General features: G+C 34.7%; 12 protein-coding genes. 3 read left to right on the top strand and 9 right to left on the bottom strand.

Annotation, left to right across the window (positions count from 1 at the left end; genetic code table 11):
• Positions 1-548: 548 nt before the first annotated feature.
• The 5 genes from F1Z66_RS08995 to F1Z66_RS15480 all read right to left on the bottom strand — a co-directional run bounded on the left by F1Z66_RS08995 (position 549) and on the right by F1Z66_RS15480 (position 9,847).
• Complete coding sequence (locus tag F1Z66_RS08995; protein ID WP_159357630.1) at positions 549-1,835, bottom strand: hypothetical protein; 1,287 nt, start codon at positions 1,833-1,835, stop codon at positions 549-551.
• Between the two features lie 1,167 nt (positions 1,836-3,002).
• Positions 3,003-3,425: a hypothetical protein gene (locus tag F1Z66_RS08990; RefSeq protein WP_149863281.1), complete on the bottom strand. Its 423-nt coding sequence runs from the start codon at positions 3,423-3,425 to the stop codon at positions 3,003-3,005.
• A gap of 384 nt (positions 3,426-3,809) precedes the next feature.
• Entirely contained in the window at positions 3,810-4,406 is a 597-nt protein-coding gene (locus tag F1Z66_RS08985) for a pyruvoyl-dependent arginine decarboxylase (protein WP_149863280.1), read from the bottom strand.
• Positions 4,407-5,440: 1,034 nt separating this feature from the next.
• A complete protein-coding gene (locus F1Z66_RS08980) occupies positions 5,441-7,303 on the bottom strand; it encodes a DEAD/DEAH box helicase family protein (RefSeq protein WP_149863279.1) in 1,863 nt (620 codons plus the stop codon).
• 939 nt (positions 7,304-8,242) lie between these two features.
• Entirely contained in the window at positions 8,243-9,847 is a 1,605-nt protein-coding gene (locus tag F1Z66_RS15480) for a hypothetical protein (RefSeq protein ID WP_154670530.1), read from the bottom strand.
• Positions 9,848-10,371: 524 nt separating this feature from the next.
• Between F1Z66_RS15480 and F1Z66_RS08970 the strand changes: the two genes are divergently transcribed.
• A complete protein-coding gene (locus F1Z66_RS08970; protein ID WP_149863278.1) occupies positions 10,372-11,241 on the top strand; it encodes a class I SAM-dependent methyltransferase in 870 nt (289 codons plus the stop codon).
• A 100-nt stretch (positions 11,242-11,341) separates the two neighbouring features.
• Here the strand turns inward: F1Z66_RS08970 and F1Z66_RS08965 are convergent, their stop codons facing one another.
• On the bottom strand, positions 11,342-11,845 hold the full coding sequence (locus tag F1Z66_RS08965; protein ID WP_149863277.1) for a Mut7-C RNAse domain-containing protein: 504 nt from the start codon (positions 11,843-11,845) through the stop codon (positions 11,342-11,344).
• A gap of 350 nt (positions 11,846-12,195) precedes the next feature.
• On the opposite strand from F1Z66_RS08965, the gene F1Z66_RS08960 reads away from it, so the two are divergent.
• Positions 12,196-12,546 carry a hypothetical protein gene (locus F1Z66_RS08960; protein WP_195907518.1) on the top strand — a complete coding sequence of 117 codons (351 nt, stop codon included), beginning with the start codon at positions 12,196-12,198 and terminating at the stop codon, positions 12,544-12,546.
• Positions 12,547-12,609: 63 nt separating this feature from the next.
• On the top strand, positions 12,610-12,789 hold the full coding sequence (locus F1Z66_RS08955) for a hypothetical protein (RefSeq protein ID WP_149863275.1): 180 nt from the start codon (positions 12,610-12,612) through the stop codon (positions 12,787-12,789).
• A 356-nt stretch (positions 12,790-13,145) separates the two neighbouring features.
• On the opposite strand, the gene F1Z66_RS08950 is transcribed toward F1Z66_RS08955, so the two are convergent.
• The 3 genes from F1Z66_RS08950 to F1Z66_RS15475 form a co-directional block, all read right to left on the bottom strand.
• Positions 13,146-13,760: a LemA family protein gene (locus tag F1Z66_RS08950; RefSeq protein WP_149863274.1), complete on the bottom strand. Its 615-nt coding sequence runs from the start codon at positions 13,758-13,760 to the stop codon at positions 13,146-13,148.
• Positions 13,761-13,805: 45 nt separating this feature from the next.
• Complete coding sequence (locus F1Z66_RS08945) at positions 13,806-14,669, bottom strand: TPM domain-containing protein (protein ID WP_149863273.1); 864 nt, start codon at positions 14,667-14,669, stop codon at positions 13,806-13,808.
• Between the two features lie 932 nt (positions 14,670-15,601).
• Positions 15,602-15,742, bottom strand: coding sequence for a hypothetical protein (locus F1Z66_RS15475; RefSeq protein WP_154670529.1), 141 nt, complete (start codon positions 15,740-15,742; stop codon positions 15,602-15,604).
• Between the last annotated feature and the right edge of the window lie 230 nt (positions 15,743-15,972).

Below are 15,972 nucleotides of genomic sequence, written 5' to 3'. Positions count from 1 at the left end.
AGGCCCATTAAAGACACAAAGTAAAGCAAATTATAATAAGATATGAAAAAAAATTTAAGGTGAACGGATTCAAAGATTCACTTTATTTTGAAGATTGTTAAGTAACCAATTCCTTAGTTGACTAAAAAATAAAAAACCAAATACCTTCAATCATAATATACAAAAATGATATCAAAGGTTAAAGTATAATCAAGGTTTTGACTTACAATAGTTGAAGGCTACGATGATAGAAATCAAGGCAATCAAGTCGTTTTTGATTTTCCGCTGATACTTCAGCTAGATGGTATTGGTTCGTGATCAAATAGTTAGTTCAACCATAGAATCATGAGGACATTCTGTAAGGATAATATCTGAGAACTTCCCAAATGATGAACTCATTGAGGCTAACAAACTAATCAACTAAAAAATGATACCATACCACCTCTCGCCTAATTAAATAAAATTCAAGAAAAATTTGGCGCAAAGTCAATAAGGAAACAAAGTAAATGTTCGATTATTCATGACCCACTGGTGGTAGCTTTATCAGATAACTCCGTTTAGGCAACTATTTAAACTGGCTCAAACATGCGAACACCAACACTTGTATCAGGATTTGCCCTTATGCAATTATCTACATAATCTTTATCAACAGCCTTATTACATTCGTTTTCCCAATCTTGTTTGTCTGTATATAGGTACATCTTTATCCATATACCCATTATATAGTAACATGTTGCTTTGAACTCAGGGTTTGAAGAACCGCAGAAGTTAAATCCAACGTCAGTTTTTCCATCGCCTTTTAGAATTGTTTTTAGTGTTCCTACCATGCAATCCTCTCTGTGACTCGATTCATTTGCAATATTACAAGCCGCAACCGGTACATCAGGATTTGTTGAGGCCAAGAAAGATAGCAGTCTACCTATACCCTGATAGCAATACTTTGCAAACTTACTTGGAGAGATCCCATCACACTCACCATAAGCATCAGCCAAATTATAAGAAATAGTGACATTTTTTCTCTCCCATTCATATTCTGGAAAGTAATAATAACACTGAGGCGCAAATTTATCTACAGATTTATTGCAAGGAAAATAAATATCGTTCAAGTCGATATCCCCTTTTCCCGTGTCAAAATGATACTCATAGTTTTCCATGAATACGCCTCTAGAGCATGCGCTCTTGGCCCATAAGGGTATAAATTCGTCGCAACGCTCCGCAGCAGTTTTCGTATCATAATTGTATAGTTTCACCAATCCATGTCCTATTCCATGAATACAATCACGTTCATGTAACCAACTTACATCCACTTGACCAACTGGGCAAAGATTAGTTATCGTTATATTATTCTTATCTTTGATATTAATGAATTTTTCTTCTCCAAAGAAACTTTGAAATATTCCATGATAAACTGCACCTCCACAAAGCACTGTAGCGCTTTTTAAGGCTCTTGTCAAATTCTGCGTATATTCATAAAGCCAGATACCAAGATGATGTCCTTCATGATGGCATAAGTAATTATTTTCGTCGTAAAGCCTTACGAGATTTAAAAATGTTTCTAATACTACGGTTTGGGAACCTATTTTGTTTATTTCATCCAATCCCATCATTGGACAATGTTCATTATCAGAATTCTGACATGATAAAAAGATCTGTTCTGCATAGGATTGAGATGAAATATTATCAGATAAATTTTGGTTTTGTAAATTAAATTCATGATGAGGTAGCATTGTCAAGTGTTTATTATTTTCAGAATGATTACTAATTGGATATACTGATAAGGTATTACCCAAAATTAAAACTACAGACAGTATTATTACAACCATCATATTATTTTTAAATAGCAAGCTAAATGACATCAGTAAACCATTTCACCTTCAATTAACCTCATATGAAGAATATTTCGGAATCTGAATGATACACTCGATATTATTGAGCAACCTTTTAGAATTATTCTTTTACGAACCACAAGGGTCAGAACATAAACAAAGTAATTAATAGAGATAATAAAGTCGGTCAAGAAGTGGAAAATATTGTCAGTATACGCTCTATTATTCCCAAACGTCATTTCATTTGTACATTCATTTCTGCTTTTTAAATATAAGGAAGAAATATTCTGCATAACTAGAATACAATAAATTAAAATAATGATTATTAAAGATATTGACAAATATTCACAATTACATTAACTGATAATAATTGGGAGTACCAAGCCTAATGAAACCAAACTTATTAGATTTAAGGATTTTCATTAATTATTAATTGTAAAATTGGCCAATTCTGCATACCCTTGCAGCATGTAAAGCCATTCGGTAATCAGCAATTCTAAGAAAAAAGATAAAATTATTTTACTACATTCAGACTATAAAATTAGATCGTAATGAAAATCACTTTGATTGCAGACAGGTTAATTTCATACGAAAGCATATTCAAAGATTTTGCTAAAAAAGAAAATATAATCAGATTTTAGAAAAGTTTTTTGATACAAGATTTAAAATAAAAAAATCAGGATTATTCAAAAGAAGAGCGAATAACTTTTCAGTTCCAGACAATGCATAGATGATTAATCCTAATTTCAAAAAGATTAGTAGGTGGTTAAATTACTATTACGCTGAGAAATTGAGTTTGATATCTCAAAGCAATCAGATAGAATTTCTACCCATTTACCTGGAGGCCCTTTCGCAGACAATTTAGTTGTATTCCTAGTTGATAGGATGGGTTGTTATAAAATATTTATCTATACCAGTGGTTGCATCATATTGAAGGTTAGGTGTCTGAGAGCACAAGATATTATTAATATTAATAGCGACCTTATTAGAACAAGTCCTTTAACTAACGGATTCGTATATATTTCATCTGTAAATAAAGAAATTACAAATAACTTTCATCAATATCATTATCCGAATAACAGACAAATTTTCTAAAAAAATTTAATGGATTGAGACAATCTTTGATACATAGGTTTAAAGTCATATTCACAATCTAAAATCCCATATAAGAAGAAAAAGATATTGAAGGAACTTGATTTATGTAAATATCTGAGAAGCGGGTGTTACCTTACTTAGTTTCCATGCATTAACATAATTTGATATAGATGAGCCAGTACCTGTTTGTTTAGCAATTCCAGGTTGTTGCGAGTCGTGAGTTGTTTGAATAGACACATCTTGTGGTTGAATCCCATTCATTGTTGTAACAGGCATTTCGGACGCCTCTATAGGTAAAGATGAGAAGGTTTTAGCATTGGTATTCTCTTTTTCATCTGTTAATGCCGTTGCCACAAGAAATAATGTGACAAAAAAAATTGAAAAAATAGAGGTTAGTCTGAATGTTTTGTTTGTACTCGTTTTAAAATTGATTGTTTGGATATTCATAAAATCATATAGGAATTCAAACCTAATAATATCCACGTTTTTGTTGTATTCAATTGCAATTAAATGCGATTTTACCATTGGACTGCAAAGAGTTCCAAATTCAATTCATTTGAAGGATCGATGCTTTTAATTTAAACGTCTCAACTTGAAAATAAGGATAGTTTTTGATATTGAATTCTTCCTGTGGTTAGTTATCCATTCATTTAATGAATGAAATGAATTGAAACAAACATAAGAGGCAGTTTTGTATGATATTAAAATAACAATACAAATTGATCCATAATTAACTTTTAAACATTTGTGTTAGATTAATACGATATACAGTTAGGGCTCAAAGCAATCAATAAACGATAGTTTAAGGAGCGATAAAGTATCTAACTTAGATCTTTTCATACAATTTCATAGGACTGTCTTGACATGGGTAAATACTTTATAGAACTACTTATACATGAAGGAACAGGGTCATAGAATCATTATGGCTGCACTTATCACAGTGGTCCATAAGCCATCCTTATTTCCTTGAGCAGACTGAGTAAAATTTTGAGTCTTGTAAATTTTTCCCGAAAGTTTCCATTGTTCTTCTCTCTGATCCCATGTAAGCGTATGATCCGTTGGTAATCCAATAGTAGTAGCTAGCATTTCCATGGCCAAATCCTCTGCATAATCTCCTGCTTTGGTAGCTGTTTCACCTGTAGAATGATGTTCTGATAAGTATCCATATTGAGTATCATCAACCGGTCTGGCCAAACCTATCGATGCAGCTATTAGACGGTTTGGTTCACTAGTGGAGGATCTGGCCATGACTGTAAAAACTATTTGTCCAGGTCTCAAATGTCTTCGTCCTTCTTCCCTATTCACAATCTTACATGTTGGAGGTTTAATACTTGACACAGATACTAAATTTAGATCGCTAATGTTAGCATCTCTCAAAGCAAGTTCAAAGCTAGTAAGCTGGTCTTTGTGTATTCCTTTTCCTTTGGTAAAAAAAATTATCTTTGGGACGTAAGATGATGGATTAGCAAAACCAATTGTTTTAGAAGATTCGTTTAAAGTACCCATTATTGTTTATGTAAACAAAAAGATAAAAAGATAAAATATCATTCGGTCAATGAATATTTGCAGTTCTGAGCTTGTCCGAGTTAGCACAACAGCAAAATTTCGATAATTATTTGAAACCAAAGGAGCAAAAAATATTACAAAATGATATATGGATTGCAGATCTTCATTCAGGCCCTTAGAAACAAGAATATCCCTTTGAATAACATTCAGAAATCATCAATGTATGATACAACTTTCGTTAAAAAATTATCATATGAGTCAGGATATTTTATTCTTAATCGTTAAGAATCTACTGTAGCAGATAGATATTGGAGGCAGAATAAAACAACAACTATAGAGCATGAGTAAGATAGATAGAATAGTAGAGAGATAGAATCTTAAAATAATGCAGCTCGATACACAGCTCTCTGAAACTATGGAAAATATACTTCATTTTATGCTTATAGGAAGAGAGTAGGAGGATCCTTCCCATGAATCAAGTGCACAATCTGAAAAATAGATAATGTGATTTGAAACTCTTCCCCTACTACTCCAGGTGGGGCCCTTGTCCTTTGAAAAAATTTATCTTATGTGCTGTCCATCAATCAAGAATTTACGACAAAAGTATCCAAACACAAGTTTATAGTCTTTCTGACAAAGCATATCCTTATATACATACATGTGTCTTTATTTTGAATTTAGAAATCAATTTTGATGTAATCGGGATATCTTTATTTTGTCCATTTTAGTCGTGATCAGTTTTGACTTAACATCTCCAAACAATAAAAGATTTATGAGAAACATGATCTGCTGAAATTTCAGATAATACAAACATGAGAAGAGCAGAATAATCATCTCCTTGTATAGTAATAGATCATAGATCTAAAATAGTAATTCAAAAGGAAGAATTGGAAAAGGAATTCGATAGTATATAGTCGAATAAGATTATTACAACTTAGGTGTTCAAAAAATTGATGTAAGCAAATTCGAAACCTTTCAATAGTTAAAATCCCAACTAGTTCAAGTTCTAGTTTAGAATTCTCATTCTTATTAACCTAGTATACAGAAACAATCTTTGTTGCAATGATGTGTTTGCAAATACTCTTTCTGAAAACAAAATCTGCACACGTGCAAGTATTGTCTTCCAAATTTACGTTATAAAATTTTGACTTGTCAGTATTACTCCTTACCGTAAAAATTCTATGAGAATTATTTTTGATCCGAATAACTTGGCCAGTACCATCTGTTTTTTTATTGTTGTCTACTTTTCCTTTACCTTTCTCTTCTACAATGAGGGAATTATCTAGACTTGATTCTATAATGCTGATTGCACGTTGAGTTCTCGATACCACCTTTTTTGTTGGATTCTTGATTGTTTCACCAAAGTTTTTGATATCGATGCGTTGTGTTTTATCTATTATTGGTGTAACCAAACCTCTTCTCCTATGTTTGTCTGAAGAAATTTTATCAGATTTGAAATCTGGATTAGCATTTATAGCACGGTTTATTACACCTAGTACTTTATTGTCAGTAGTATCATCCACATAAATTACATAGATTAACGCCATAGTCTTCCCTTCGACTAAACGCAGTACTCTTCCAATTCTTTGGACTATTTGGTTTATGTTAGATGTTGTGGCCAATATTATTTCAATTCTTACTTGGGGAACATCAATCCCTAATTCCAGTGTATGAATGGATAATAAGATGTTAAAATCAACGCCCCATTTTTCAAGAATGTTGGCACGATCTTTTGTTTTTACCTTTGCATCAATAATTCTCGATTGTATGTTATGCTGCTTTAGAAGATCTCTAAATCTTTCGATTGATTCAAGTGTTTCGCTAAAAATCATAATCCTTTCATTTGGGAATCGATTCTGGATAATATCTAATGCAGTTAACAATTTATTTTCGTTATAACTTAATAGGAGTTTTCGTTTCCTTACATTGCTAAACCAAGCCTTGGCCATCCCACTTGCAAAACCCCCCTTTTTTAGTAGCAATGTCATGGATGTAGCATCATAACGCTTGAATTTGTTTGATATGTTTTTTATTTTTGTACTATATTCATCATACTCTTTTAACTCTGTATCAGTCAATTTAACGTCAATTGGGATAATAACAGGTTTGGCAAGTCTATTATCTACAACTGCATCTCTAATAGGATATTGCTTCAAAGGTGGAAGAACTGCTAAAAGTGATTTATTTCTAGAGTCTTTTGTGTTCAAAGTGGCTGTAAGCCCTAAAATGGCTTTATTAGGATCCTCAACAAGGTAATCAAAAATTCTCTTGAATGATGATGAAGTATCCCTGATCAAATGTACTTCATCGATTATTACCATATTGGAACGCTTGATCAAATGGGGATTCCTAATAACGCTGTGAAAAGTGCTCACAACTATTTCACGGATTTCCTTCCGTTCACCAAAGTACCCACCTATTCTTTCTGATGGAATATTGTATTTGATGAGTCGGTTTATTGTCTGACTTATCAAAGATACCCGAGGTACCAAAACCAAAATGTTAAAGAATGAAATTCGATAGTTACCATGGCGTGAAATAACCGAGGTTGTTGTAAAGGTATAATCTTCAGGCTGAAAATAGCGGTCTTTGGTATCCATAATTGTATTGGTATCGCAGCATGTAACCAGACTAGAATCATCACTCAACACATCAGAATTAGCATCGTCCTCTCGCGTTGAGACAATTTTTGCTTGTAGATTCTTTGGTCCATCATTTTTCTTGTAAGTTTCCACTAATCTTCTTGCACATTCAAAAGAGATCTCGGTTTTCCCTGTTCCTGTGCTATAAAGAATAGTACCCCTGCAGTTATTATTCAGCCATGCATTAACAGCTTCAACTTGATCATTCTTTAATTCAAACGGAAATCTTAAATGTGAAATAACAGGATCGTTCATATTTTATTTAATTTTTCATATAACAGGATGAATAGAAATTTAGTTCTACCGGTGGCATTATCGAATCAATATTTGTAGTTATTGATCTAATTGAGATACAAAAATTTGCAATCATTATTCTCGAATGTATCATAGATTTCGAGAATTAGATACATAAACATTCCCTTTTCCTATAGATCCTTTTAAAGGTTTTAGGATGTAAACAAAATGATGTCTTGAAATATCATCCCTATAGAAGGATTAGAAACAATCTTTCAGTGCAATAAAGTCCCTGAGTATTCATATAGAAGCGCACTTTAGGGGTAATAATTATACAATTCTGCAACTAAAGTCAAGACGACGAATCTAAACGAAGGTAACTAGAGGTCGTTATTTATCTTGTTGTGTTTAAGGTACTTGTCGAATAGATTTTACAAAATTAGTAGAGTCTATACATTAATTTGTCGGAACATAATTTGGTATGTGCTAAATTTCACTTGCAGAATAAACATAATCCTGCAATGCAATAATCATAATAAAATTATTATGATAAGAAGTACATTAGTTTTCCTAATTTAACAATTTCAGAGTGTTACTCAAATTAATAACGATGCAAACGGTTTGTATTGTTTCATTCTAATCATTCAGGTATTCCAAATGAGAATATATATATTGTTCAGAAAGTTCAAAAAAAATACGACTAAAATTCTTTCCTTGGGAACAAATCTCATGATTGCCATATCCATTATTTATTTAGAAAATTGATGCGGTCGGACAATCAGATTTAAAAAAGAATACTTAAAATCAGTAAGAATGAAAATAAAGATGACATGTTTAATCAGCACTTCAAACTAATTATAAAATAATTGGTGTCGCCACCATTCTACATGCACCTGACAGATGCTAGATATTAGTTTGAGATTTCTATCGCTTATTTTCGACTCTGCTAGTTGAATCTACCTATTGACCACTGCTGTCACTGCTGTCACTGCTGTCACTGCTGTCACTGCTGTCACTGCTGTCACTGCTGTCACTGCTGTCACTGCTGTCACTGCTGTCACTGCTGTCACTGCTGTCACTGCTGTCACTGCTGTCACTGCTGTCACTACCACCTTGTTGTGCGGCGGCATTGCTACCAGTGTTTGTTTGTGATTGAGTACTTGCGTTGTTGCAAGATTCATCTACGTTTCCCCCAGAAGCACATTGGGCGTTTTGGTTGTTAGATTGTGATTGGCCTATACCCTGGGTTGCAGAGTTTCCACCGCTGCCACTACCACCAAGCTGACCTAACACATTGCTGCCGCTATTTACTTGATTTTGGAAGCTTTGATTATCACACGATACTATCGCATCTTTTCCAGAGACACATTGGGCGTTTTGGTTGTTAGATTGTGATTGGCCGATTTTTTGGGTTGCAGAGTTTCCACCGCTGCCACTACCACCTTGTTGTGCGGCGGCATTGCTACCAGTGTTTGTTTGTGATTGAGTGCTAGTATTACTGCACGAATTGCTCAATGAACCACCTGCCACACATTGGGCGTTTTGGTTGTTAGATTGTGATTGGCCTATACCCTGGGTTGCAGAGTTTCCGCCTTTACCGCTGCCACTACCACCTTGTTGAGCGGCGGCATTGCTTCCGCTATTAGTTTGAGTTTGAGTACTTGCGTTGTTGCAAGACCCTGCTACGTTTCCACCGGAGACACATTGGGCGTTTTGGTTGTTAGATTGTGATTGGCCTATACCCTGGGTTGCAGAGTTTCCGCCTTTACCGCTGCCACTACCACCACTTTGAGCGGCGGCATTGCTTCCGCTATTAGTTTGAGTTTGAGTACTTGCGTTGTTGCAAGAATCGGCAGTGTTTCCACCGGAGACACATTGGGCGTTTTGGTTGTTAGATTGTGATTGGCCTATACCCTGGGTTGCAGAGTTTCCGCCTTTACCGCTGCCACTACCACCTTGTTGTGCGACGGCATTGCTACCAGTATTATTTTGTGATTGAGTATTCTGGTTGTTTCCGGAGCCTTGTGTATTACCACCAGAAGTCACACCGCTGTTTTGGTTAGAGGTTTGTGATTGGCCTATACCCTGGGTTGCAGAGTTTCCACCGCTGCCACTACCACCACTTTGAGCGGCGGCATTGCTACCAGTGTTTGTTTGTGATTGAGTGTTGTTATTGTTTCCAGAGTTAGTTGTATTACCACCAGAAGTCACACCGCTGTTTTGGTTAGAGGTTTGTGATTGGCCTATACCCTGGGTTGCAGAGTTTCCACCGCTGCCACTACCACCACTTTGAGCGGCGGCATTGCTACCAGTGTTTGTTTGTGATTGAGTGTTTGAATTATTACATGAAAAGACTGTACCGTTTCCGGATACGCAGACACCAAGTTGAATCCCAGATTGTGACTGGCCAATTCCTTGGTTAGCCGTATTTCCTTGCGCGAATACACTTAAAGTCACCGATGTTGGACCTGCTAGTAGTAATATTGATAAAGTTATTACCACCATAAAAGGAGCCACTACACCTTTTCTATTGTTCGATTTACCATTATTTTGTGAGTTATTCACATCCCTACTGGATTGACGAAGTATATTTAATTTGCTGCATAATTGCAATATTCTAATACTGTTAGAACTTTAGAAAGAAATAGGAACTGTTGTAGTGTACACGGTTTTATAGCGGCTATAGAATTTTATCAGCAAATCAACACAATTATCGGTTTCAGTATTACAATACATTCATCCAAAGTTAAATCAAAATATAGGATTTAAAAACAAAGCTACCTTATAAAATAACAAAGAAAAAGATGAAGGAAATGATATATGGTCGGCATATTTCGTTTCAGAAATGGTGATACCATAAATAATAAAATAAATTATCTTTTTAAAAGCGAAAGAACCACACAAGTAATTACACCCTTAAATTAAAACAAATAGCAAAAGAAAGAAGGAGAAGTTCTCAAACTTTCTTCTTATTATGCATACGGTTAACAAATCATAATCAAATGACTCTTGTTGTCTGCACTCATTAATACAGCCGCATTAATACTTTAGGACTAAAAGTTAAGAGTCAGGGCGCGTATTAAAGGAAAATGTCCGACCCGTCTAATGACCTTTTCAAACAACAGGCAGGAGCAGACTGGGAAGTGGTTGCAAATGGATGGCAGAAATGGCATGCAACTTTTGAAAATGCTGCTTCTAACATGAGCACCAAAATAATGGATATGACAGAAGTAAGAGAGGGCGCAAGCGTTCTTGATATTGCTACAGGTATAGGAGACCCAGCCATAGCGGTAGCAAGGCGGGTGGGACGTCGAGGGAGTGTGTTAGCCATGGACATTTCAGAACAAATGTTAACAATTGCAAAAAAAAGGGCGATCAAAGATCAAGTAGACGGAATAATTAACTTTAGCAGAGGAGATGCGGCCACAATGGCGTTACCCGAGTTGGCTTTTGACTCGGCCCTATGTAGACTCGGCCTGATGTTTATAATAGACCTAGACAAAGCGATGTCTAATATTTACAAATCACTAGTAAGTGGCGGGAATTTTGCAGCTAGTGTTTGGTCCACATCAGACAAAGTACCCCAACTTGCTTTGGCAATGGAAGTAGTAAGGAACGAACTCAAACTTCCTCCAGTTCCTCAAAACACCACAGGCAGTCCATTTAGTTTGGCTGATGTAAATTTTCTCAAACAAAGTTTTATCAAGTGTGGTTTCAAGGATTTGAAGGTCCAACGGATAAATGTAAGATTTGAATTCAACTCAGCCGAAGAATTTACTAATTTTACCAAAGACATTGCAGCACCTGTCGTTGCATTACTAAACGGTCAAACTCCTGATCGTAAAAATCAAATATGGCGAGCCGTGACCGAGGCGACCGCCAGTGGATACACGAATAATGATATAAAGTCAGTAATACTCGATAATGAAGCAATTTGTATATGTGGCAAAAAAAAATAATACTATATTTTTGCAGATCGCAATATCATTACATAGACAGCCAGTAATAATTTCCAATAATATACAGGCATGTACAAGGTAACCAAATTTCAAAATAGATTTAGTAAATCGTTTCAACTTTTTTTTGTAAACGCTTGTTTATATCAGTTATTAACAAATTTATGCTATCAATGTGAGTACCATTCCAGTAAATCTTTGGACACGTATTGCATTTGTAAATCAACTGAATATTAGAATATACTTTCTCAGGTATCTTCCTTATTTCCAAGGATTTATCAGCTGAAATTAAATCTCCATTACATTTAGTGCACCGCGTATTAAGATTTGGTACAATATCAACATGATGTATACCACACTTCCTTAAAATAGTAACTAAACTGTCCGGTTCATTGTCTGACGATATCAAGACACCAAGTAAATTTTTCTTTACTAGTCTGTAATAAAGTCCCTTATCTCGGGTTAAAATAATTCGGTTTTCAGAAATAGCCCTTTTAAGTATACAATTATCAGCGACGTTCAAAAAATATTCGGTATTGTAGCCGAAAATTCTTAATTTTCTAGCAATTTTTCCTAGCATTGAATCAGCGATGAATCGTGGATTCAATCACAAATTAATCCAAATTGTGAGTAATAAACTTATAATCATAGAAAAGTCCTTTTAACAATACTCATTGCGTTTTAATGCAAAGAAAAACCAAGAACAATCAGATAAACAATCTATCTATCCAAAACACGGTATCTGAAAATTTGATTTCAGACAATTCTTCTAATGCATTTTTTACACATCATTTCAATTATATTATGAATAACAAAGGACGGTTGACTCAAATAGAGATCTTAACCGGACATTCGTATTCACAGATTACTCTAACGAGGAAATAAAAGAAAAATCATGCCAATAGAGCCCTCAAACAAGATAATGATTTACAAAGACAACTCTAGTAAGTCGATAGTTTGCGAAGTACAATCGGAAGCACACATGTGCAGAAACCCATGTCAACCTATATAGTAACAAAGATCAAAGGAAAAGCCAATTCTTTAAAACATCTCAATTCATTAGCCAAAGCAGGCCATCAAAGCATAGGAAATATTGCAGTAGACATAACGGATAGCAACGTTAAGAATACTGATTTACACTATAAAGATACTTTATCAAATGTTCCAATTATTTTAGGAGAGGATGACAAAGACGTTTTAGAGTCATATCTCTTATTGTTAAAATCAGAAGGCTATGATAATATCAAAACATTCTCAGATTCTAGAAAGGCCCTTTTACACTTGGTTAATCCCAAATTTGTACATTAGTATCGACTGGTGATTATTGATATAACAATGCCAGAGATAAATGGGATGAACCTGTAAATAATATTGAAAATTTTAAACCTATCTTTAAAGGCAATTTTTGCGACTGGCCTGGATGCATCAGAAGAAGTTATGAGTATTTATCCTGAAATAGACACCAAAGATATTTTTGGAAAACCCGCTTCAATAGAATTGTTTGTCAAGGCCATTAACAGCAAGATTAGTAATACTACTCCCGATTGGTGAAGTACCATTTTGACATATTTAATTTGTTGACGTTGACTTCTCAGCACAATGTGAAAAATAACCGACAATATTTGATAGTAGGAAAATCAATTTATATTGGCCAAAATATTCATTTTTTTGAAGAGATAGTCCAGTTCGATCCCAAGTAACATCATTGATATAGCATATTATTTCCAATATGGTTTATTTTTTTTTACAAAAAGAAGGATAAAAAGAGAAAATTAGATATCGAGCCATTCAAAAGAATATCACTTGTTTTGTATTGTAAAGCAATCAATAATTTTGTCTCCATATCACTAAGTGTTTGGGAAATCAAAATTATTGTTTTATGAACTTGCCCGTTCTAAGTACAACTCTTACAACGTCAAATTCACTTGTGGAACACTTATTCTAACTAATTGATCTGCCTGAAATTGAGGCAGTTCTGCAAATCCCCATGGTTTGAGTCCTATTAGTCCATCATTATTGAATATAACATTTGGGAAAACTTTCAGAAAAGTGTTATAATCTCTAACTCCATCATTGTAATAGGTCCTAGCAACCGTAATTCTATTCTCTGTCCCTGCCAATTCGTCCATCAATCTAGTCACGACGTTATCTGACTTTAGTGAAGGGTATGCTTCATAGGTTAAAACAATTTTACCCAGAACCCCCTCGATTAAATTACTTAATTGATTTTTTTGAGAAATATCGGTGCTTGGTGTCGCCATCCACTGGGTTCTCAAACTGGTTATTTCAGCGAGTGTTTGATTCTCAAATTGCATGTATCCCTTTACAGACTGGACCAAGTTGGGAATCAAGTCGTATCGTCTTTGTAATTGAGTATCAGTATCTGCAGCCAACTTCTTTACGTTTTCATTTTTTGCTTGAGCCGAATTAAATCCAGAAAAATAAGTAACAAACAGTATTATAACAATAATAGCAATAACAATCACTATACCTAATGGGATAGCTACTCTTTTGTTTACCACTTTATTCAGCTTCTAAAAAAATCAGAATTAGGTTATAAATAAATGTTATCGTCCGGCACCTCCACCACTAGAGTATCCACCTCCGCCAGTGCCTCCGCTTCCAAAACCGCCACCAGTGCCTCCACTGCCCCATCCAGACCCTAACCCGCCACCAGTACCACCGTACCAGCCCATACCACCGTAACCTCCCCATCTTCTCCAATTTCTACCACCCCTCCTACGAAGAATTAGTGAAAAAACCGCCAAGAAAACTATCACCATTATAATTATCCCCAAATAGTCTAGTGGAGACTGTTGTTGTGTTTGTGGCGTTAGTTTGTAGATTGGATCACTATTGGAATATCCGATGTATTGTCCTAATGAAATTACAGTGTTTAAAATACCTTGATCGAGTAAAGTAATATTTCCATTTTTGACATAGACCTCTCTGGCAGGTACCAAATAAGTATCTAATATTTCTCCGGCTATACCATCTGTAATGTTACCCTCAAGTCCTCTCCCAACTTCAATTCTCATGGATCCTCCAGAAGTGTCAGGCTTTGAAGAAAATAATACTAATACTCCGTTGTCCTTACCAGTCTTACCAATTCCCTTTATGTCATCGAGGTACAACTCATTGAATATGTAATTTGAAAGTGTATCCCTATCTTGGATTTCTTGTCCATCTTTCTTGATACCGTGTCCTATAAAACCGGGAATAGTATAAACAATAACTTCAGCAGTTGTTGAATCATCTAATTGTCGAAGAAAGGTATCCATTAAATTCTCGTATTTATCATTGATAACACCAGCATGGTCGAAGACATAATGTGGACGTGTTCCCGTGGGAGATGATTCAACCAGAGATATATCAAATGTAAAAGCTACAAGCAATAAGAAAGAGCAAATGAGGATGAATTCAAAGACCACATATTGGGACAACTGAATACCTATAGCAAATCTATTTAAAAAAGTTAGACATCGATTACTATTTAATCAAGGTCTAACAATCTTTAATGTAAGATCCCAGGCCAAGTTTGGGTTTATATTATTATGACCTACTTTATATTCTCCAATTTCTTGGAACAGGTGTTCCAAACAGTTTCATCCTCCTTTGAAATAAATAACTGACCACAGGATTTGCATTTCACGGTATGTTTCTCATACATTGTGATTAAAAGTATTCAACAAAATAATAAAACTAAATATGATAGTACAATCGAAAATATTTAATTATAACAATAAATGATCAAAAGTGAGAACCCTCCAACAAGTTAATTGTCAAATATTTAGATAGATTACTTCAATAAACCTAATACAGTTGCTTAATTACAATATCAAAAAAAATGAAAGAGGGTTTAAACATGACGTCAGATCTATGAGGATAATTACCATGTACCATATGTGTATTCATTAAAGCTCATCTGAAGGAAAAGAAAATAATTTGTTTGTCATATCAATAATTTAAATGGCGCTCTCTTTATGGTTATGTGGTATATACAAAGAGATCAATCAAGTAAAAGTTTTAGGACATCCAATCAATGTGACATCTAATAATACAACTTATTCTTTGACCCAGAATCAAAAGATATAGAATATATCATCTTTTTATCCATAAGAGATCAGCAATCCACTTGTCAATGAGGCACCAAAACAACTAGTTCAGGAATTCTCAAAACAAGATAGGCACAAACAAACAATAATCATTTTTCCTTACCGAGATGATAGTTCCACTCTTGAAGGTATTCTATCATTTACTTTAATCTAGAGGTTAGTTATTGAATAGTATACTGATTTCCAGCAAATAATTTTCGCATCATCAGAATTTGGTCACAGAAAAGTAATCCCACCGTTAATGTCACTTAAAAAGACAAGTTTGAAGCAGGAGATGCTAGTATCTTAAGTGCGCCATCCAGAATTATTCCGGAACATGGAATCAATCCACCACCATTTCTCTCCGCATCCGTTCCATTTATTGGGAGATCACTGTTTCTGAGTACCATATCTGGAAATTACAAGCCTTCTGCCATTGTTTACATAGTAGTGGAGGAAGTCACAGGGGCTAACTATGGACATTATCCAGCCTAGTCATCTCACATGCTGTTTAAAGAAACACTAACTAGATAGTCTTATCGTAATTCTTTTTAATTATTTTGAGTCGCATCATGCTAGAAGCTAAAAAAACTCAGCAATAATTGATTGACATTATCAAGTGCCAAACAAATAGTCAGGA

Source organism: Candidatus Nitrosocosmicus agrestis (assembly GCF_008389435.1).
GTDB lineage: Archaea > Thermoproteota > Nitrososphaeria > Nitrososphaerales > Nitrososphaeraceae > Nitrosocosmicus > Nitrosocosmicus agrestis.
This window is presented reverse-complemented; position numbering and strand designations above follow the sequence as displayed.